This is a genomic window from Azospirillum sp. (assembly GCF_050789165.1).
Genome location: NZ_JBOZRT010000143.1, coordinates 18,967 through 38,504 on the forward strand (window position 1 = coordinate 18,967; position 19,538 = coordinate 38,504).

General features: G+C 69.0%; 12 protein-coding genes and 1 pseudogene. 3 read left to right on the forward strand and 10 right to left on the reverse strand.

Features of this window, described 5'->3' with window-relative positions; translation table 11 throughout:
* Positions 1 to 46 precede the first annotated feature (46 nt).
* From glgB to ACRWK7_RS29760, 3 genes are all read right to left on the reverse strand, one after another.
* Positions 47 to 2,299, reverse strand: coding sequence for a 1,4-alpha-glucan branching protein GlgB (gene glgB, locus ACRWK7_RS29750; protein ID WP_431860583.1), 2,253 nt, complete (start codon positions 2,297 to 2,299; stop codon positions 47 to 49).
* A 79-nt stretch (positions 2,300 to 2,378) separates the two neighbouring features.
* Positions 2,379 to 5,702 carry a maltose alpha-D-glucosyltransferase gene (gene treS, locus ACRWK7_RS29755; protein ID WP_431860585.1) on the reverse strand — a complete coding sequence of 1,108 codons (3,324 nt, stop codon included), beginning with the start codon at positions 5,700 to 5,702 and terminating at the stop codon, positions 2,379 to 2,381.
* A 384-nt stretch (positions 5,703 to 6,086) separates the two neighbouring features.
* Positions 6,087 to 7,103 carry a glycosyltransferase family 9 protein gene (locus ACRWK7_RS29760; RefSeq protein ID WP_431860587.1) on the reverse strand — a complete coding sequence of 339 codons (1,017 nt, stop codon included), beginning with the start codon at positions 7,101 to 7,103 and terminating at the stop codon, positions 6,087 to 6,089.
* Positions 7,104 to 7,245: 142 nt separating this feature from the next.
* Here ACRWK7_RS29760 and ACRWK7_RS29765 point away from each other — a divergent pair, with 142 nt between their 5' ends.
* Positions 7,246 to 8,364 (forward strand): alpha/beta hydrolase family protein, encoded by a 1,119-nt coding sequence (locus ACRWK7_RS29765; protein WP_431860588.1) that lies wholly within the window; start codon positions 7,246 to 7,248, stop codon positions 8,362 to 8,364.
* Positions 8,365 to 8,638: 274 nt separating this feature from the next.
* Here ACRWK7_RS29765 and ACRWK7_RS29770 read toward each other — a convergent pair whose 3' ends face one another.
* From ACRWK7_RS29770 to ACRWK7_RS29780, 3 genes are all read right to left on the reverse strand, one after another.
* Positions 8,639 to 9,202 carry a DUF421 domain-containing protein gene (locus ACRWK7_RS29770; RefSeq protein ID WP_431860590.1) on the reverse strand — a complete coding sequence of 188 codons (564 nt, stop codon included), beginning with the start codon at positions 9,200 to 9,202 and terminating at the stop codon, positions 8,639 to 8,641.
* A 63-nt stretch (positions 9,203 to 9,265) separates the two neighbouring features.
* Positions 9,266 to 9,865: a Uma2 family endonuclease gene (locus ACRWK7_RS29775; protein ID WP_431860591.1), complete on the reverse strand. Its 600-nt coding sequence runs from the start codon at positions 9,863 to 9,865 to the stop codon at positions 9,266 to 9,268.
* A gap of 60 nt (positions 9,866 to 9,925) precedes the next feature.
* Positions 9,926 to 13,246, reverse strand: coding sequence for a maltotransferase domain-containing protein (locus tag ACRWK7_RS29780; RefSeq protein ID WP_431860593.1), 3,321 nt, complete (start codon positions 13,244 to 13,246; stop codon positions 9,926 to 9,928).
* A gap of 79 nt (positions 13,247 to 13,325) precedes the next feature.
* Here ACRWK7_RS29780 and ACRWK7_RS29785 point away from each other — a divergent pair, with 79 nt between their 5' ends.
* Positions 13,326 to 14,168, forward strand: a complete 843-nt coding sequence (locus ACRWK7_RS29785) for a polyphosphate kinase 2 family protein (RefSeq protein WP_431860595.1) — start codon at positions 13,326 to 13,328, stop codon at positions 14,166 to 14,168.
* 11 nt (positions 14,169 to 14,179) lie between these two features.
* Here the strand turns inward: ACRWK7_RS29785 and ACRWK7_RS29790 are convergent.
* Together ACRWK7_RS29790 and ACRWK7_RS29795 are read right to left on the reverse strand one after the other, a co-directional pair.
* A pseudogene (locus ACRWK7_RS29790) lies at positions 14,180 to 14,545 on the reverse strand (transposase); the annotation flags it as partial.
* 116 nt (positions 14,546 to 14,661) lie between these two features.
* Positions 14,662 to 15,765, reverse strand: a complete 1,104-nt coding sequence (locus ACRWK7_RS29795) for an FkbM family methyltransferase (RefSeq protein WP_431860597.1) — start codon at positions 15,763 to 15,765, stop codon at positions 14,662 to 14,664.
* A gap of 326 nt (positions 15,766 to 16,091) precedes the next feature.
* On the opposite strand from ACRWK7_RS29795, the gene ACRWK7_RS29800 reads away from it, so the two are divergent.
* Positions 16,092 to 16,496, forward strand: coding sequence for a four-helix bundle copper-binding protein (locus tag ACRWK7_RS29800; RefSeq protein WP_431860599.1), 405 nt, complete (start codon positions 16,092 to 16,094; stop codon positions 16,494 to 16,496).
* A gap of 25 nt (positions 16,497 to 16,521) precedes the next feature.
* Here ACRWK7_RS29800 and ACRWK7_RS29805 read toward each other — a convergent pair whose 3' ends face one another.
* On the reverse strand, positions 16,522 to 18,348 hold the full coding sequence (locus ACRWK7_RS29805) for a chloride channel protein (protein WP_431860600.1): 1,827 nt from the start codon (positions 18,346 to 18,348) through the stop codon (positions 16,522 to 16,524).
* Positions 18,349 to 18,413: 65 nt separating this feature from the next.
* Positions 18,414 to 19,529 (reverse strand): hypothetical protein, encoded by a 1,116-nt coding sequence (locus tag ACRWK7_RS29810; RefSeq protein WP_431860602.1) that lies wholly within the window; start codon positions 19,527 to 19,529, stop codon positions 18,414 to 18,416.
* Positions 19,530 to 19,538 lie beyond the last annotated feature (9 nt).

A 19,538-nucleotide genomic window follows, 5' to 3' on the forward strand; every position in this document is an offset into this window, starting at 1 on the left:
GCGCCCACCTGCCGGCACATCGGTGTCGGCAGGCAAGAGTAATGTCTTATCGGGTACTCTCCCTCCGTTCCAACACCACCGTCCCCAGCGGCGGCAGCGTCAGGTTCAGCGACCACGGGCGGCCGTGCCACGACACCTCCTCGGCGTCCACGGCCTCGCCGGGGCTGACGCCGCTGCCGCCGAAGCGCGTGTCGTCGGTGTTCAGCCGCGTCACGTAGCGCCCGGCGTACGGCACGCCGACGCGGTAGCCCTCGCGCGGCACCGGCGTGAAGTTGCACACCACGATGAACACATGCTCGGGGTCGCGCCCCTTGCGCAGGAAGGTCAGCACGCTGTTGTCGGAGTCGTTCGCCTCGATCCACTCGAAGCCGGCCGGGTCGGTGTCGAGCTGGTGCAGCGCCGGCTCGTCGCGGTACAGGCCGTTCAGCTCGCGGATCAGGTCGCGCATGCCGCGGTGCAGGGGCTCGTCCAGCAGGTGCCAGTCCAGGCTGGCGGCGTCGTTCCACTCGCGCCACTGCGCGAACTCGCCGCCCATGAACAGCAGCTTCTTGCCCGGATGCGTCCACATGAAGGCGTAGTAGGCGCGCAGGTTGGCGAACTTCTGCCACGCGTCGCCCGGCATCTTCTCGATCAGCGAGCCCTTGCCGTGCACCACCTCGTCGTGGCTCAGCGGCAGCACAAAGTTCTCGGAGAAGGCGTAGAGCAGGCCGAAGGTCAGGTGGTGGTGGTGGTAGCGGCGGTGGATCGGGTCCTTCGACATGTAGTTCAGGGTGTCGTGCATCCACCCCATGTTCCACTTGTACCCGAAGCCCAGGCCGCCCAGGTAGGTCGGCCGCGACACGCCGGGCCAGGCGGTGGACTCCTCGGCGATGGTGGTGGCGCCGTCGTGCCGGCCGAAGGTCAGCTCGTTCATGCGCTTGAGGAAGGCGATCGACTCCAGGTTCTCGCGGCCGCCGAACTGATTGGGGATCCACTCCCCCTCCTTGCGGCTGTAGTCGAGGTAGAGCATGGAGGCCACCGCGTCCACGCGCAGGCCGTCCAGGTGGTACTGCTCCAGCCAGAACAGCGCGTTGCCCAGCAGGAAGTTCGACACCTCGCGCCGGCCGAAATTGTAGATCAGGGTGTTCCAGTCCATGTGGAAGCCCTGGCGCGGGTCGGAATGCTCGTACAGGTGCGTGCCGTCGAACAGGCCCAGGCCGTGCTGGTCGGTCGGGAAATGGCCGGGCACCCAGTCGAGGATGACGCCGAGACCCTCGCGGTGGCACGCGTCGACGAAGCGCTTGAAGTCCTCCGGGCCGCCGTGCCGCTTGGTCGGCGCGTACAGGCCGATGGGCTGGTAGCCCCAGGAGCCGTCGAACGGGTGCTCGGTGATCGGCAGCAGCTCGATGTGGGTGAAGCCGAGGTCGCGGGCGTAGGGGATCAGCCGCTCGGCCAGCTCGTCGTAGGTGAGGAAGCGGTTGTCCTCCTCCGGCACCCGCGCCCAGGAGCCGAGGTGCACCTCGTAGACGCTCACCGGCGCCTCGCGGTCCTGGGCGTGCGCGCGGTCGTGCATCCAGCTGTGGTCCTGCCAGCCGTAGGACGGCAGGCCGTGCACCACCGACGCGGTGGCCGGGCGCATCTCCGCCTCGAAGGCGTAGGGGTCGGCCTTGAGGGGCAGCATCTCGCCCTCCGGGCCCTTGATCTCGAACTTGTAGCGGTCGCCGGCCCCGGCGTGCGGGACGAAGATCTCCCAGACGCCGGCCTCGACGCGCTTGCGCATGGGCAGGCGGCGGCCGTCCCACTCGCAGAAGTCGCCGACCACGCTGACCCGGCGGGCGTTCGGCGCCCACACGGCGAAGGCGACGCCGGCCACCCCGTCGATCTCGCGCGGGTGGGCGCCCAGGCGCTCGTAGGCGCGCAGGTGGTTGCCCTCGGCGATCAGGTGCAGGTCCAGCTCGCCCAGGATCTGGCCGAAGCGGTAGGCGTCCTCGAACTCCAGGGTGGCCAGCGGGAACGCGACGCGCAGGCGGTAGCGGAAGCGCTGGCGGCGGTCGGGCATGACGGCGGCGAGGAAGCCGTCGTCGTGCAGGCGGTGCATCTCCGCCGCCGGCTCGCCGGTCGCGCTGTCGATCACCCAGGCGCGCTCGGCGCCGGGGAAGAAGGCGCGCACCTCGACCGGCGCGTCGGCGCCGTCCTGGTGCATGCCGAGAATGGCGAACGGGTCGCCGTGGTCGGCCCGCACGATCGCCTCGATGCCGCCGCGGAACAGGGCCGCCTTCTTCGGGTCGGCCTTGAGCCGGGTGCTGATCTCGTTCGGCATCGCTTGTCCCTTCCCTCTCGGTAATGACTTCGTGGCTCAACAGGGGCTTGCGGTCAATGTGACTTTCGGAGCTTCGAACCTACTCCCACGCCGGCAGCGCGTCGCCGTCGAGCAGGCCGAGCACGCCCTTCACCGGGATGCACAGCCAGTTCGGGCGGTTCGCCGCCTCGTAGGCGATCTCGTAGAGCGCCTTTTCCAGCAGGAACAGCGTGAGGAGACGCCGCGCCGCGCCCTCGTCGGCCGGCCACACGCCGCCGACGCGCGCGTTGTCGCGGTAGGACTCCAGGAACGTCGCCTCGGTGCGCGCCTGCCAGTCGCGCACCGCCGCGGCAAGGCGGGCCGAGGCGCCCTGGTCGGGCAGGCGCGACTCCAGCCGGAAGATCGCCGCCCACGCCGCGTAGTCGAACGAGCGCAGCATCCCCGCCACGTCGATCAGCGGCGAGCGCTTGGACCGTCGCTCGGACAGTGGGCGGGCGGGTTCGCCCTCGAAGTCGATGACGTAGAAGTCGTTCTGCGCCTGGAGGACCTGACCCAGGTGGTAGTCGCCGTGCACGCGGGTCTTCACGACGTCGGCCGGGCGGGCGGCGGCCTCGTCCAGGCGGTCGAAGACCTCGCGCTTGCGCGACAGCAGGGACTCGGCCTCGGCGCGGGTGGTGCCGGACAGGCGGTCGAGCGCCGCCGACAGGCAGGCGAAGGCGCTGTCGGCCTGCCGGCGGGCGCGGTCGGCCCAGTCCGTCAGGTCGTCGGCGGTGACCGGCTCGGGGTCGAAGTCGGGGCCGCCGCCGGGGGTGGCGAAGGCGCGGTGCAGCTCGGCGGTGCGCTGGCCCAGCGTCGCCGCCCACTGGCGGTAGACGGCGAAGGGCTCGCCCTCCGCGGTCTCGTCGGCGGCCTGCGGGGCGTTGACGGTCAGCTCGTCCAGCTCGCGCTCCAGGTAGGCGATGGTGGTGGTCCAGCCGTCGCCCTGGTTGCGCACGTAGCCCTGCACCACCGCCAGCGTGGTCGGCGTGCCGTCCTCCGCCACGTGCTCCAGCGAGCCCAGCAGCGGCGGCGCGTTGGCGAAGCCCGCCACCTCGGTGAGGAAGCGGCCGACCTCCAGCTCCGGATGGATGCCGGGGGACAGGCGGCGCAGCACCTTCACCATCGCCTGGTCGCCGATCAGGACCGAGGTGTTGGACTGCTCGACGCCGACACGGCGGATCTCGGCGTCCTCGCGGAAGTCGATGGCGGAGAGGCGCGAGGTGGGCTGGAAGCGCAGCGCGCCGTCGTTCGCCTTCAGCTCGCGGCCGTCGCGCAGCGCCTTGACCAGCGCGCGGATGAAGCCCTCCTCGGCCGCCGCGTCGAACAGCGCGCCGGGCTGCGGGCCGCGGCGCACCTTGGCCAGCGTGAAGGGCAGCAGGGGCCAGCCGACGGTGCCGGCGTCGTGCGCCCAGCTCATGCCCAGCGGCAGGAAATACCGCTGCGGGCCGCCGTCGCCGGACACGGCCACCTCGATCCTCGACAGCAGGTAGCCGTCGCCGGGGGCGGGAAGCTGCGCCCACCCGGTGACGCGCGCGCCGGCGATGTCCTGGTCCTTGGCGGCGAACCAGCGCTGGGCGGGGAGGAAGGTCGGCAGGACCGAGCCCTCGAACTCGGTCAGGCTGCGGCTGTTCGCCGGGATCGACCAGCCCTCGCGCACCACCAGGGTGACGAGGTCGGGGTTGGGCTCCGGCAGGGTCTCGTGCCAGCTCGGCAGCTCGGCCTCGGCGGCCAGCGCGAACCAGTAGAAGCCGTAGGCCGGCAGGGTCAGCAGGTAGGTCAGGTCGCCGATCGGCGGGAACGCCGTGCGGCCCAGCATCTCCACCGGGATGCGGCCCTTGAACTGCTTGAGGTCCAGCTCGACGGCCTGCGCCGAGCGCGACAGGTTGGCGACGCACAGGATGGTCTCCTCGCGCTCGCCGTCGCGGAAGACGCGGAGGTAGGCGAGGATCTTGCGGTTGCCGGGGTAGAGCAGCCGGAACTCGCCCCGGCCGAAGGCCTTGTGCTGCTGGCGCACGGCGATCAGGCGCTTGGTCCAGTTCAGCAGCGAGGACGGGTTGCGCTGCTGCGCCTCGACGTTGACCGCCTGGAAGCCGTAGATCGGGTCCTGGATGGCCGGCAGGAAGAGGCGCGCGGGGTCGGCGCGGCTGAAGCCGCCGTTGCGGTCGGGCGACCACTGCATGGGCGTGCGCACGCCGTCGCGGTCGCCGAGATAGATGTTGTCGCCCATGCCGATCTCGTCGCCGTAGTAGACCACCGGCGTGCCCGGCATGGACATCAGCAGGCTGTTCAGCAGCTCGATCTTGCGGCGGTCGTTCTCCAGCAGGGGCGCCAGGCGGCGGCGGATGCCTAAGTTGATCCGCATGCGCCGGTCGGTGGCGTAGAAGTTCCAGAGATAGTCGCGCTCGTCGTTGGTGACCATCTCCAGCGTCAGCTCGTCGTGGTTGCGCAGGAAGATGGCCCACTGGCTGCGCTCGGGGATCTCCGGCGTCTGGCGCATGATGTCGGCGATCGGGTGCCGGTCCTCCATGGCCAGCGCCATGTACATGCGCGGCATGACCGGGAAGTGGAAGGACATGTGGCACTCGTCGCCGCCCTTCTCCGGGTCGCCGAAATAGGGCAGCACGTCCTCCGGCCACTGGTTGGCCTCAGCCAGCAGCATGCGGTCGACGTAGTGCTTGTCGACCTCGGCGCGGATGATCTTCAGCACCTCGTGCGTCTCGGGCAGGTTCTCGTTGTTGGTGCCCTCGCGCTCGCGCAGGTAGGGGATGGCGTCGAGGCGCAGCCCGTCCACCCCCATGTCCAGCCAGTAGCGCATGGTGTTCAGCACCTCGCGGATCACCCGCGGGTTCTCGAAGTTCAGGTCGGGCTGGTGGCTGTAGAAGCGGTGCCAGTAATAGGCCTGCGCCACCGGGTCCCAGGTCCAGTTGGACTTCTCGGTGTCGCAGAAGATGATGCGGGTGCCCTGGTACTTCTGGTCGGTGTCGGACCAGACGTAGTAGTTGCGGTGCGCCGAGCCGGGCTTGGCCTGCCGGGCGCGCTGGAACCAGGGATGCTGGTCGGAGGTGTGGTTGATCACCAGCTCGGTGATGACCCGCAGGCCGCGGTCGTGGCATTCCCGGAGGAAGCGGCGGAAGTCCTGCATGTTGCCGTAGGACGGGTTGACCTCGCGGTAGTCGGCGATGTCGTAGCCGTCGTCGCGCAGCGGCGAGGGGTAGAAGGGCAGGATCCACAGCGCGGTGACGCCCAGGTCCTGGATGTAGTCCAGCTTCTGCCGCAGGCCGTCGAAATCGCCGATCCCGTCGTTGTTGGAATCGAAGAAGGCCTTGATGTGCAGCTGGTAGATGACCGCGTCCTTGTACCAGAGGGGGTCCTGCCGATCGATCATGGAGAGTCGCCGCGGTTCCGGTTGAGGGAAGTCCACGGGGAAACAAGAAGGACGCCGCAAGGTTGCGGCGGTACGTCAATACCGGCGTGTACGGTGGGGGTAACGCGGGTGGCGATGCGCCGCCCCGTGGACCACGCGGTGGACAGGAAAAACACGGAGACACAGAGGCACGGAGGAACACGACCACCTTCCCAATACGTCATCCCCGCGAAGGCGGGGATCCATAACTGCCACGGCATGCCGCTTCGGGAATTATGGATCCCCGCCTTCGCGGGGATGACGATCTGAAAAAGGGAAAGGGTGCCGGGAGACGGCCCCCAATCGCTTAACTTAGCGCCTGTGCGCCTTCGCAGGCATGGCGGAAAAGTGCCGTTGTCTTGTGACCTACGCCGGCACCACGGCCGGCTCCACCAGCGCGTCCAGTTTCGCGACCACGGCATCCACCGGGATGCGCTCCATCTCCGGGCCGCCGAACTCCGACGCGGTGAGGAAGCCGCCGCGCTTCACCTTGGGCATCAGCTTCAGGGCGTCGGTCGGGCCGTAGAGCACCAGCAGCGGCACGTCGGCGGTGCCGAACAGGTGGCTGGTGCCGCTGTCGTTGGCCAGCGCCGCCGAACAGCACCGGCTCAGCGCGATGGTGCGCAGCGGCGTGTAGCGCGGCTCGGACAGCGCCGCGTCCTGCAAGGGGAACAGCGCCTGCGGCACGGCGGCGCGCAGCTCCGGCACCCACTCCGTCTCGGCGGGGCCGAGGATGAACACCGGCACCCGGCCGCGCGCGGCCTGCGCCTTCGCCACCTCGACGAAGCCGGACAGCGGCCAGCACTTGTGGCGCTTGCCCGCCCCCGGCGCGATGGCGACGTAGGCCGGACCGTCCGGCAGCAGGACGCGCGCCTCGGCCTCCGCGTCGGCCGGAACGGCGACCGCCTTGTCGAGCACCGGACGCTGGCCGGTCGCCACCTCCAGCAGGTCGAACAGCCGGTCCACCACGTGGCGCGGCTTGACGTAGCCGGCCGGCGGCTTGCGGTCGGAGAAGCGGTACTTGGCGCAGGGCGAGACGAACAGCTCGTGCTTCAGCCGGCGCGCCAGCAGCGTGCGCCACACCACCACCTGGGTGTCGATGACCACCGAGAAGCGCTCGCGGATCGGAAAGGGCTTCAACAGCTCCAGCGGGCTGCGGCCGATGCCGGTGCTCTCGCGCACCTCGTCGATCAGGCCGTCCATCAGCGGCCACAGGGTGGTGGCGAGCTGCGTCTCCTCGGTGCAGATCCAGACGATGCGGCGGTCGGGGAACACGCCGCGCAGCGCCCGCACGAAGGGGATCTTGGTCAGCGCGTCGCCGATCAGCTCGCCGTGCGTGAACACGGCCACCGGGGCCGGAGCCGTGCGGTCGGAAACGGGCATGGGAGATCCTTCGAGGCTGATGCGGGCGGCGGACTATACCGTCGCCCGCGTGGGCGGGGAACCCTTGTACGGCGAGGGGCGTGCTGCGCGCGGGCGCGCGGCCTGCTACGATCACGCTTCCGCCTCCCGCCACGGTGACGCCATGCCGCCACGCCCGCTGCTCGCCCTGCTGCTGATCGCCGGGTTTTTGACCGTTTCCGGGAGTGCCACGGCGGCGGGGCTGGTGCAGGAGCCGTTGCGGCTCGCCGTCACGGTCCCCGGCAAGGCCGGCGACGTGCCCGTGTCGCTGGAGGCGCTGATGGTGCGCCCGGACGGGCCGGGGCCGTTCCCGCTGGCGGTGCTCAACCACGGCGCCCCGCGCAAGGCCGAGGAGCGGCGCGAGCGCACGCCCAACCGGGCGCTGCCGCAGGCGCAGGAGTTCGCCCGGCGCGGCTGGGCGGCGCTGATCGTGATGCGGCGCGGCTACGGCCAGTCGGACGGCCCCTACGCGGAGAGCAGCGGGCCGTGCGGAACGCCGGACTACGTCACCTCCGGCCGGCGCAGCGCCGACGACGTCCGCGGGGCGATCCGCGCCGCGGCCCGCCTGCCCTACGTGGACGCGCGGACGATCATCAGCGTCGGCATCTCGGCCGGCGGGTACGCCACGGTGGCGCTGACCGCCGACCCGCCGCCGGGGCTGGTCGCCGCGATCAGCTTCGCCGGCGGGCGCGGCTCGCCGCGCGACGGCGAGGTGTGCACCGAGGGGCGGCTTGTCGACGCCTTCGCCACGTTCGGCCGGCGCTCGCGGGTGCCGATGCTGTGGGTGTACGCCGAGAACGACCACTACTTCTCGCCGGAGCTGGCACGCCGCTTCGCCGCCGCGTTCAACGGCGCCGGCGGGCGGGCCAGCCTGGTGATGACGCCGCCGTTCGGCGAGGACGGCCACGCGCTGTTCACCCGCGAGGGAACACCGATCTGGGCGCCGCTGGTCGACCGCTTCCTGGCGGCGCAGGAGCTGACGCTGCGCGCCGCGCCGCTGGAGGTGGCGCGGGTGGCCGCGCGGCCGCCGCCGGCGCTGAACGAGAAGGGCCGCGAGGCGTTCGCCAAGTTCCTGGCCGGGCCGGACCACAAGGCCTTCGCGGTGTCGCCGGGCGGCGGCTTCGGCTGGCGCACCGGCCGCCGCAGCGCGGCCGAAGCCGAGGCCGAGGCGCTGGCCTACTGCGAGCAGGCGACCGGCAAGCGCTGCCGGGTGCACATGGTGGATGAGCGGGTGGCGGAGTAGGCGGGCAGACGTGTCGGCACCGGGGCACACGCCATAGGCACTTTCGGTGTTCGGGTATTTCTCCAAACCGTCATCCCCGCGAAGGCGGGGATCCATAAGTCCCAATGCGGTCCGCTCTGCCAGTCATGGATCCCCGCCTTCGCGGGGATGACGATGAAAGAAAGGTTTGCAAGGGCAGCAGCGTGCTTGACGCCCAAAGTCAGGGCCTATGCGCCTGCGCGGGGATGACGGCCGAGAAAAGTACCTGGAGGGCCGTCCCGCACCCGTCCCTCCCCTACCCCAGTTCCACCCGCACCGTCTGCACGCCGTCGGCGACGCGGACCTCGACCACCCTGGGTTCGCGCTTCGCGCGGATGACGCTGATGTCGCCGTTGCGCTCCAGGCGCGCTTCGGCGACCTGGGCGGGGTCGGTCAGGCCCTTGCGGCGCAGGTCTTCCTCCAGGTCGTGGGCGGTCAGGTGGGCGGCGCGCATCTGCGCTGTGTCCACCGTTCCGTCGCGCACCAGCATGCGGGTGCCGCCCTTGAACAGGTGGCCGAAGCCGTGCCAGCGGCAGGCCACCGCCGACACCGCCCAGTGCAGCGCCACCAGCGTCGCCGACGCCGCCAGCGCCGGCAGCATCGGCGCGTTGCCGGTCACCGCGCGGCTGACCACCGACCCCAGCGTGATGCCGAGGATCACGTCAAACGCCGAGGTCTTGCCCATGAACCGCTTCTTGCCCATGCGGACCATGAGCACGGTCGCCAGGTAGACGATCGCCGCGCGCAGCATCATCTGCGCCACGCCGATCTCCTTGCTCTCAAGCCCGCTGCCGATCAGCAGGCGCAGTGCGTCGTCCATGCTTTCCCTCCCGAGCGCAAGCTGTGCAACGCGGGGGGAGGACGGAAGTTGCGCGGAGCGGGGTCAGTCGAAGGCGACGCCGCGGTAAATCTCGGACAGCGGCAGCTCGACGTCGAGGAATGGCAGGCGCGCCGTGGCATCGGGACCACGCAGGAACTCGATCTCCCAATGGTCGGCGACGCGGCGGATGAGCCGCGCCTCGGGGCGGTCGACCGCGACGAACAGGACGGCCTGCACGCTGGGAATGGCGCAATAGTCGGTCAGCTTCAGCCCTTCGTCCTTCCCGGCCGTGCCGGGGGACGAGCCCTCGACCACCAGCACCGGGTTGGGCAGCATCGACCCGGCAATGCGCCCCTCGGCACAGAAAACGGCGATGTCCGCCTGATACCAGGTGTCGTCGCGGTCGGAAACCGCGATGCCGACTTCGGAGAACGGCCGGCACGGTGGGCGCAGACGGTTGCGCAGTTCGCCACTTATGTTGGCGACGATGGCCGCGTGCTCGGCCGCCGGCGCCGCCTGGGCGACCGGGCGGCCGTTGACGAACTCGACATGGCGCGGGATCGGGCGGCCCTCGAACAGCTCGTAGCTGATGCCGCTTCCGTCGTCCCAGACGAGGAACTCCTCGATGGTCATGCGGGGCGGGGTGCGCTGCGGGTCGCTCATCGGTGGCTCCGGAAGGGTGCGCCGGGGATCGTACCATGGAATGGTACATGACCGGCTGGGTCACGCCCCCGGCGGCCGGATGCGCCAGATCGCCGCCGGGTTCTGCTGCGGGTCGAGCCAGACGTGCTGGAACTTGCCGATCCAGCGGAAGCGCTGGCCGGTGAACAGGTCCTCCACCTCCACGTGCGCGCCGTCGGGCAGGCCGAGTTCCCACAGCGGGACCTCGATGGTGCCGCCGTGCCCGTTGTGCGGATCGACGTTCACCGCCACCAGGATCACGTTGTCCTTCGCCCGCGTCATCTTGCTGTAGAGCAGGACGTTGTCGTCGAAGGCGTTGTGGAATTTCAGGTTGGTGAACTCGTGCAGCGCCGGGTTCTCGCGGCGGATGCGGTTGATCCGGGTGACGTAGTCCTTGATGTTGCCGGGCGCGTCGTAGTTCCAGTGGCGGATCTCGTACTTCTCCGAGTGGTTGTATTCCTCCTTGCCCGGATAGGGGTCGGCCTCGCAGACGATGTAGGGGCCGTAGAGGCCGTAGCTGGGCGACAGCGTCGCCGCCAGCACCGCGCGCATCATGTGCGCCGGCCGGCCGCCGTGCACCAGGATGGGGGGAAGGATGTCCGGCGTGTTGGCGAAGAAGTTGGGCAGCATGTACTCCTTGGACTCGCCCTGGGTCAGTTCCGTCAGGTACTCGGTCAGTTCCTGCTTGGTGTTGCGCCAGGTGAAGTAGCTGTAGGACTGCTGGTAGCCGATCTTGGCCAGCCGCCGCATCAGCTTCGGCCGGGTGAAGGCCTCGGCCAGGAAGATGGCGCCGGGGTGGCGGTCGCGCACCTCGGCGATCAGCCACTCCCAGAACGGGAAGGGCTTGGTGTGCGGGTTGTCGACGCGGAAGATGCGGACACCCTGGTCGCACCAGAACAGCACCACGTCGCGCAGCGCGTACCACAGGCCCGGATAGGAGTCGCGGTAGAAGCTGACGTTGACGATGTCCTGGTACTTCTTCGGCGGGTTCTCGGCGTAGCGGATGGTGCCGTCGGGGCGCCAGTAGAACCACTCCGGATGCTGCTTGATCCAGGGATGGTCGGGGGAGCACTGCACGGCGAAGTCCAGCGCGATCTCCAGGCCGTGGTGGTGCGCCTCCTCCACCAGCCGGCGGAAGCCCTCGAAGTCGCCGATCATCGGGTCGATGGCGTCGTGCCCGCCCTCGTCGGCGCCGATGGCGTAGGGCACGCCGGGATCGTCCGGGCCGGGGTTGAGGGTGTTGTTCCGGCCCTTGCGGAAGCTGCGCCCGATCGGGTGGATCGGCGGGAAGTACAGCACGTCGAAGCCCATGTCGCGCACCATGGGCAGCATGTCGATCACGTCGTCGAAAGTCCCGGGACGGCTCGGGTCCGGCGAGGCGGAGCGCGGGAAGATCTCGAACCACGAGGAGTAACGGGCGCGGGTGCGGTCCACCCACACCTCCAGCTCGCAGCCGTAGCGCGAGAGGTACTGCCGCTCGCCGAAGTGGCGCATGGTGTGGCGCGGGCCGTCGGACAGGGCGTAGTGGACCAGCTCGTCGCCCTGCAGCGCGTTCATGCGGTCGATGACCTGCTGCAGCATGGCGCGGCCCTCGTCGTGCGCCATCGCCGCCGCCTGCTCGACGAAGCGGCGGCCCTCGACCAGTTCCAGCGACACGTCGAGGCCGGCGTCGTGCTTCTTCTTGAAGTCGGCGCGCCAGCTCTCCCACACGTCGCGCCACGCCTGGATGGTGTAGACGTAGCGCGTGTTGCGGACCAGCGGCACGCGGCCGACCCAGCGGTCGTTCTCGTGGAAGGCCATGGGGGCGGCGCGCCATTCCGGCTCGTCCACCGCCTTGTAGAGCACTTCGGCACCCAGCACGAAGGTGCCGTCGGTGAAGATGTCCGCCCACACCTCCATCACGTCGCCGGCGACGCGGCGCACCGGGAAGCGGCCGCTGTCGATCTCCGGGTAGACGTTCTCGATGGTGACGCGGCGCTTCGCCAGCTCGTCCATGCGCGCCTGGGCGACGGCGTCGGGGTCGTGGCCGCGCACGACGATGGGCCGGGTCTGCTCCGCCCGGCCGCGGAAGACGCGAAGTTCCAGCGGGTTGAGGACGAGGTCGGTGCCGGGCTCGAAGGGCTTGGCCTGCGCCTCCGGCGTCACGTCGTCGAAGCCGGCGAAGTCGCCGCCGGTGGAGGCCAGCACCGGGCCGGGGTCGATGCGGTGCGCGCCGGTCTCGTCGGGATTCAGCAGCACCACCGAGCAGCCCTCGGCCGAGCCGTTCACCGTGCGCACCAGCCCCAGCACCGGGCTGTGCGGCGCGGTGGCGCGCCACTGCGGCCCCTCGACGTTGAGCGATGGGGTATCGCGCTTCATGGCGTTGACCGCGCCGATGAAGTGGGTGAGGTCGAGCTTCGGGTCCTCCCAGTCCTCGGGACGGGTCTTCACCACGTCCAGCTTGCGGGTGAAGCCGTACTCGTACCCCACCGGCACCATCACGCCGGTCGAGAAGCACGCCGCAAACAGGTAGTGCATCTTGAGCTGGCGGGCGAGCCGCTCGGTGTCCTGGCTGCCGACCTCCGCGGCGAGGCGGTCGGTGTCGTGGCTCTCCGGGAAGGCGATGGTGGGGGCGATGCGGCGGTAGATCTCGTACTGCTCCAGCAGCCAGTCGGCCTTGAAGTCCCACCACTTGGCCGAGTTGTAGAGGAAGTCGAAGCCGGCACCGCACAGGTCCTTCACCTGCTCCACGGTGCAGCCGAGCGTCTCGGCAAAGAAGCTGACCTCCGGGTCGACCTCGCGGGCGGCGCCGATGAGCGCGCGCCAGACCTCGGCCGGGACCTGGTAGGCGGCGTCGCAGCGGAAGCCCTTGATGCCCAGCCCGGTGTAGTGGCGCAGGTAGCGGCTCCAGTGCTCGACCAGGCCGGCGCGGGCCGGCGCGTTGCCGTAATCCAGCTCGGCGAGGTCGCCCCACACGGTGACCAGCTGCGGGTCCACCGGATCGACGGCGCGCGGGCTGTAGATCTCGCCGTTCGCCTCGCGGCGGTACCAGTCCGGGTGCTCGCCGGCGAGCAGCGCGTCCTTGGAGGTGTGGTTGACCACGAGGTCGAGCATCACCGACAGGCCGTGCTCGCGGGCCCGCTGGACGAAGCCGCGCACGAGGTCGTCGGGGGAGTCGGGCGAGCCGCCCTGGATCACGTCGTGCAGCCGGTACGGGTCCTTCACCGCGTACAGCGAGCCGGAGAAGCCCGGATAATGGATCGGGTTCAGGTAGACCCAGTCGAACCCCATGCCCTGGATGCGCGGCAGGTGGCCGGCCCAATCCCGCATGGGACCGGCCAAAGTCGGAAACAGGTTGTAGATGCGCGGCCCGGCGGCGACCATGTTACCCCTCGCTCCTGTGTCGTCGCGCTCAACCCCGGCGTCACGGAGAAGTTCCCGGTTGCACGAGGGAGTGGCACGCATGCCCAAGGGCGAGAATGGCCTGAACAAGAACGGCCTGAACAAGAACGGCAAGATCCGCCTGTCGAAGCTCGACATGGACGCGGCGCGGCTGGCCGACAAGGACACCTACGAGAAGCGGCTGAAGGATCTCCAGACCGAGCTGCTGCACATCCAGCAGACCTACTGGCACGAGAAGCGCCGCGCCATCATCGTGTTCGAGGGCTGGGACGCCGGCGGCAAGGGCGGCGCCATCCGCCGCCTGACCGAGCCGCTCGACCCCCGCGGCTTCCACGTCTGGCCGATCTCGGCGCCCCGTCCCGACGAGCAGGGCCGGCACTACCTCTACCGCTTCTGGAAGCGCCTGCCGACGCCGGGCGGCCTCGCCATCTTCGACCGTTCCTGGTACGGCCGCGTGCTGGTCGAGCGGGTGGAGGGCTTCGCCGACAAGGAGCAGTGGAAGCGCGCCTACGGCGAGATCCGCGACTTCGAAAAGATGCTGACCGACGACGGCGCCCGCATCGTCAAGCTGTTCCTGCACATCACGCCCGACGAGCAGCTGAAGCGCTTCCAGGAGCGCCTGACCAACCCCTACAAGCGCTGGAAGCTGACCGCCGAGGATCTGCGCAACCGCGAGAAGTGGGGCGACTACGAAGAGGCCATCGAGGACATGTTCGACGAGACCTCCCGGGAGAACGCCCCGTGGCACGCGGTGGCGGGGAACGCCAAGTGGTACGCGCGGACCCGGGTGCTGGAGATCGTGACCGAGGCGCTGAAGAAGGACGTGAACGTGGCGCCGCCGCCGGTGGACAAGGACATGGTCAAGGCGGCGGCGGAGGTGCTGGGGGTAAAGGTGGAGGTGTGAGAGCCCTGGGGCATCGCCGCGGTCGGGCTGACCGCCCGGCCTTCGATCTCGCGGTCGAGCATGAGGGCGAGATCGAGGATCGTGCGGAGCAGCAGGCGCCGCAGCCGACGGCGGAACCACCAGTAGACCGTCTGCCAGGGCGGGAAGTCCTTGGGCAGCATGCGCCAGCCGCAGCCCGTGCGGGCCAGGCAGCGGATGGCGTTCAGGACCTCCCGGAAATCGACGCTGCGCCGCCGGCCGTGCTTGGCCGGGCGTGGCAGCCAGGGCTCGATCAGGATCCACTCCGTGTCCGTCAGATCCGTCGGATACCGCGGCGACCGCCGTTCCTGCCGCGCTTGCTTCTGATGGCCACGCCCAAACCCGCTCCGTGACGTGATCGGCACTGGCCGCCTCAACGGCCTCTCCGCTCATCAGGCCATCTCACGCGCGCTCGCCGGTCAGCCCATCTTCGCCAGCTGACCAGCCTCGTGAGTAGTTACGCTTTGGCTTTTATTCAGCCTTTTTCGGAAATCATCAGCGATGCCTCTTTCCATATTTGCATGACAGAAGCCCTGTGTAGCTCACGCTTGCTGTGAGCCGCGACGCTAGAAATAAAGGCGATTTCATTCTGCGTCATAAGTCCACATCTTAAAGCAAGGCTATCAGCCTCCAACTCGACAATCGAGTAGTCAAGGGACTTCAACATTTCTTCGGCTGAAATCCTATCGTTTTCGGAAAGATTTTTTGCTTCATAAAGAATGGCCTCTGGTTTGTATTTTTCAAGGCATGCACTCGCAAGCACCTGGTAATCATAACTTTCCGCATCAACCACCAGGATGTCTAAGTGCGCGAATCCCAAATCCCGCAGGACATCATCAAGTCGGCGCATATCAACAGGTATTTCCTCAATTAGTTCGTCGATATCTACGTCACTTGGGAACAGATGTTTATTTTTTATGATAAAAGAACGGTCCAATGAGTTTATTTGGTAAACGATATTGTTTTTAATGTCGGGCGAATGCTTCACGGCGTAAAATTTCACTCGCCCACTTTCTTGACCAACACACAAGTTTAAACATGCGACATCTGTATTTCTATAATTATATTTTAAAATTTCAAATAAGCGCGGCGTCGGCTCAATCATCACTCCTTTCCATCCCCCATTAAAGACATGTCTGCAAATAGGATTGTGAGAAACGCCGTCATTGGCGCCAACTTGCGCAAATACCACTTCTTTTTTAGAGCAAGTTATTTTGTCGAATACAAAATTTCTTATTTGTTCTTCTAACGAGTTGACGGAAGCTATCGCAGACGCGGCGTCATCAACAAAAATACCTTCGTAAGGCTGAAGTTGCCCCAAACGAATTGCCTGAATCATAGAGTGAGCTAAGTTATTTCTTATGACGTCATCGTTCTTTTTGTGCTCCATAGCAACAGCATAGCACTTTGCTGCTGATAGATAATTTTTCACATGATAGTAGCAACTACCGAGATTAAAATAAGACTCCCAGCTTCCATTGCCCCCTTTATGCGCTATTTCATAAAGCGCTATGGCCTCTTGGATTTTCCCACTAACTTGGTGGCGAAACGCCTCTTCTATTCTCTTCGAGCAATCCATGTTATCCCCAACGCAGATGCGACAGCAAGATTGTTAGCATATTTGACTGGAATAGTGTGGTGCAATGCATAACAGCCGTAGCGGTCACACAAGCATGACGTTATGGCGGTCGGGGGCTGTCCTCCGGCGGCAAAGTGAGGTTCGAGCGTTTCGGCCCCAGGGGGACTGTCAGGACGGGATCGACACCGGCCATACCGGGAATCTATCTCAGAACCGCCGCCGCTCGATCCAGCGCACACCCCGAACCATCCCCCGCCCCCGCTGTTGGTGTGCATCAGGGCGCCCTCATACGCGCCCTCCCCCACCCACAGCACCAGAGGCCCGCCATGCACGCCCGCGCCATGATCAGCACGCACCCGCACGTCCGCGGCCAGACCAACGACGCGCTGATCCGCTGCATCGAGGACTGCTACGACTGCGCCCAGACCTGCACCACCTGCGCCGACGCCTGCCTGGGCGAGGGCATGGTGGCCGAGCTGGTGCAGTGCATCCGCCTGAACATGGACTGCGCCGACGTCTGCACCGCCACCGGCGCCATCGCCACGCGGCGCAGCGGCTCCAACGAGGCGGTCATCCGCGCCATGCTGGAAGCCTGCGCCACCGCCTGCCGGCTGTGCGCGGAGGAATGCGAGAAGCACGCCAGGATGCACGAGCACTGCCGCATCTGCGCCGAGGAGTGCCGCAGTTGCGAGGACTCCTGCCGCAAGGCGCTGCAGGGCCTGCACCACTGAGCCACGGGTGCCGCGGGCGGCGCGGTCAGTCCCGCCCGTACAGCCCCTGCTGGCCCATCTCCTCGCCGCGCAGCCGTTCCAGCTCCTGGCTGTAGCGGCGCAGCGCGAAGGCCTCCGTCAGGTAGCCGAGGACGCGGCGGTCGGTGGTGGTGGCGACCACCGGCAGCGCCTCGGCCTCGGTCTCGCAGAAGCGCGCCAGCGTGGTGCGGATGTCGTCGCCGAGCAGCAGGATCGCCTCGCGGTGGCCGGCGATGTCGGCGGCGGTGCCGCCCTCCAGCGCGGTGTCGCGCGACGGGTCGTGCACCGCCGTCATGTCGACCACGCCGCAATAGTGCCCCTCCCCGTCCACCACGAACACCGTCTTGGCGCTGCCCAGCGGGTAGAGCGTGCGGAGGTCGGGCAGCGGCAGGTCGGCGCGCACCGTCTTGGCGTCGCGGCGCATCAGGCGGCCGGCGCGCAGGTCGCCCATCCAGCCGACGTCCTGCGCGCCGCGGATCGGCACGCCGCGCAGGTGGAAGCGCCACGTGGTGAAGCTGTAGCCGAAGGCCTGCCGCACCACCGTGGTCGACACCACCACGCCGGTCAGCACGCCGGCCGCCGCCCACAGGTCGCTGGTCGCCTCCAGCACCAGCAGCACCATGGTCACCGGCCCGCCGACGATGCCCGCGGCGACCGAGCCCATGGCGACCAGCACCAGCGCCTTGGCGTCCAGCCCCAGGCCCGGCGCGTACCGGGCCGCCAGCAGCGCCAGCAACCCGCCGAACAGCCCGCCGAGGAACAGCGAGGCGCTGAACAGCCCGCCCCGGAACCCCGACCCCAGCGACAGTGCCGAGGCCAGCATCTTGGCGCCGATCAGCAGCGCCAGCCCGGTCACACCGACGGACAGGTCCGGCGGCTCCGCCCCCCGGCCCGCCCCCAGCACGTCCGGCACCCACAACGCCAGCGCGCCGACCGCCACGCCGCCCAGCGCCGGACGCAGCCACGCGGGGATCGGCAGCGCGCGGAACGCCCGCTCCGACACGGTGACCAGCTGCATGGTGGCGATGCTGAGCCAGCCGGCGAGGAAGCCGACGACGCCGTAGGCCGCGTAGTCCCAGCCGTTGATGTCCACGCCGGGGCCGCCGATGACGGCCGGGATCGGGCCGGCGACCCAGGTGGTGACCGCAACCGCCACACCCGCCGCCGCGCCGACGGGCGCCAGCGTCGCCAGCGTGTAGCCGCCCAGCACCAGTTCGAACGCGTAGAAGGCGCCGGCCAGCGGCGCGCCGTAGGCCGCGGCGATGGCCGCCGCCGCCCCGCAGCCGACCAGCGTGCGCAGGTCGCCGCGGCGCAGGCGCAGCCGCTGCCCGACGACGGAGACGAGGCCGGACCCCGCCTGGGTGTACGCCGCCTCCATCCCCACCGACGCGCCGGCCCCGTTCGACAGGACGGTGGCCAGCGTCAGGCGCAGGCTGTCGATCAGCGACATCTTGCCGCCGAACAGGGCGTTGGCCTCCACGGGATCGACGATCTCGTTGCGGCGGAAGCGGCGCACCACCGCCACCAGCACCCCCAGCAGCAGCCCGCCCAGCGCCGGCACCGCGACCACGCGCCACGCCGGCAGGTCCAGCGGGTCGCCGAGGTGCGTGCCGGGCGGCAGGGCGAACGCCAATTCCTGGATCACCACCACGGCCTGGTGCAGCAGCCCGACGCCGAACCCCACCACGCCGCCGAGCAGCGCCGCCAGCACCACCAGCGCCAGCGCGCTGTCGCGCACGGCGCGGCGCGCCTGCGTCGGCGCGGCGGGGGCGGCGTCCTCGCACACGGCCTGCGCCGCGCGGGCATCGTCGAGGGAACGGGCGGTGTCCGGCATGCGGGGAATCTGGAGTCCCGCGGCGGCCGGTCAATTCGCCCGGATGGAGCGCCCCTATGGGGCCCTCAGGGGCGGGGCGGCGGCGCGCCGGCGAGGCGGCGGATCACCGTGGTGATGTTGTCGCGCGCCTTGTTGGAGGTGGCGGCGTCGGCGGCCGGCCCCTCGTGGAAGAAGGTGGTGAACAGGCGCGACGCGGTCAGGTAGAAGGTCAGCGCCACGTGCACCGACTCCTCCTTCGACTCGCAATCGACGCTGCCGGTGCGGATCTCCACGCCCTGCAGGGATTCGGCGGCGGACAGGGTGGCGCTGGCCTTGCCGGGGCACTTGGCCTTCAGGGTGCCCACGTACTCGTCGGTCAGCGCCGCCAGGGTGGCGTCGTCGCCCACCGTGCGCTCGCGCACGCCGCCGAACACGCGGCCGAGGCGCCACGCGTAGTCGGCCGGGCGCTTCTCCTCCGGCACGTCGGTGAAGCTGACCGGCTCCACCTCGCGCAGGCCGGCCTGGGCGAGGATCTCGCCGAGCGCGTCGGGGAACGGCGTCTTGGACGGGGTTTGCGGCTTGTCCTTGGCCGCCTTCTTGGTGGGCGCGGGCTCCGCCTTCTCGGCGCAGGTCTTCAGGTCGGCCAGCGCCTTGCCGGTTCCCTTCAGCTGGAAGGCGACGCGGTCCGTGGCCGACAGCACCGTCAGCTGCCGGCCGCGCTGGAGCAGGCCGAACAGCTCCTCGTCCTTGCCCTGCGGGACCACCAGCAGGTCGGGCTGCATGGCCACCGCGACCTTCTCGCGCACCGCCTCGTCCACCTGCACCTTGACGTCCCAGCGCTGGTCCTGCGGCAGTTGGGCGCCGGGGATGGCGACCGCGATGTTCAACTCGCCCGGCGTGTTGCGCGCGATGATCAGGCCGTGGCCGCTGGTGAAGCGGTTCTCCGCCACGCAATAGGCGAACGTGCCGTCCAGCGCGTTGACCGGGCCGACCCGCCACTCCCCCTGCGACGCCAGGGCGGCGGACGTCTGCTCGGCGGCCTTCGGCGGCTCCGCCTTGGCCGGTTCGGCGGGGGGCGCCGCGGCGCCGGGCTTGCGCTGCGGCAGCGGGGCGCGCGGCGGGTCCTTGGCGACGGCGGGGGCGAGCGCGGGAACCGCCAGCAGGGCGGCGAGGACGGCGAGGAGCGGGGCTTTGGCGGTCATGGCGGCGAC

Excerpts from the sequence above, each read along its gene's own strand:
- ACRWK7_RS29770 (WP_431860590.1), bottom strand. The coding sequence starts at position 9,202 with ATGGACGACGCACTGCGCCTGCTGATCGGCAGCGGGCTTGAGAGCAAG.
- ACRWK7_RS29780 (WP_431860593.1), bottom strand. The coding sequence starts at position 13,246 with ATGGTCGCCGCCGGGCCGCGCATCTACAACCTGTTTCCGACTTTGGCC.
- ACRWK7_RS29810 (WP_431860602.1), bottom strand. The coding sequence starts at position 19,529 with ATGACCGCCAAAGCCCCGCTCCTCGCCGTCCTCGCCGCCCTGCTGGCG.
- ACRWK7_RS29785 (WP_431860595.1), top strand. The coding sequence starts at position 13,326 with ATGCCCAAGGGCGAGAATGGCCTGAACAAGAACGGCCTGAACAAGAAC.
- ACRWK7_RS29800 (WP_431860599.1), top strand. The coding sequence starts at position 16,092 with ATGCACGCCCGCGCCATGATCAGCACGCACCCGCACGTCCGCGGCCAG.
- ACRWK7_RS29775 (WP_431860591.1), bottom strand. The coding sequence starts at position 9,865 with ATGAGCGACCCGCAGCGCACCCCGCCCCGCATGACCATCGAGGAGTTC.
- treS (WP_431860585.1), bottom strand. The coding sequence starts at position 5,702 with ATGATCGATCGGCAGGACCCCCTCTGGTACAAGGACGCGGTCATCTAC.
- ACRWK7_RS29805 (WP_431860600.1), bottom strand. The coding sequence starts at position 18,348 with ATGCCGGACACCGCCCGTTCCCTCGACGATGCCCGCGCGGCGCAGGCC.
- glgB (WP_431860583.1), bottom strand. The coding sequence starts at position 2,299 with ATGCCGAACGAGATCAGCACCCGGCTCAAGGCCGACCCGAAGAAGGCG.
- ACRWK7_RS29795 (WP_431860597.1), bottom strand. The coding sequence starts at position 15,765 with ATGGATTGCTCGAAGAGAATAGAAGAGGCGTTTCGCCACCAAGTTAGT.
- ACRWK7_RS29760 (WP_431860587.1), bottom strand. The coding sequence starts at position 7,103 with ATGCCCGTTTCCGACCGCACGGCTCCGGCCCCGGTGGCCGTGTTCACG.
- ACRWK7_RS29765 (WP_431860588.1), top strand. The coding sequence starts at position 7,246 with ATGCCGCCACGCCCGCTGCTCGCCCTGCTGCTGATCGCCGGGTTTTTG.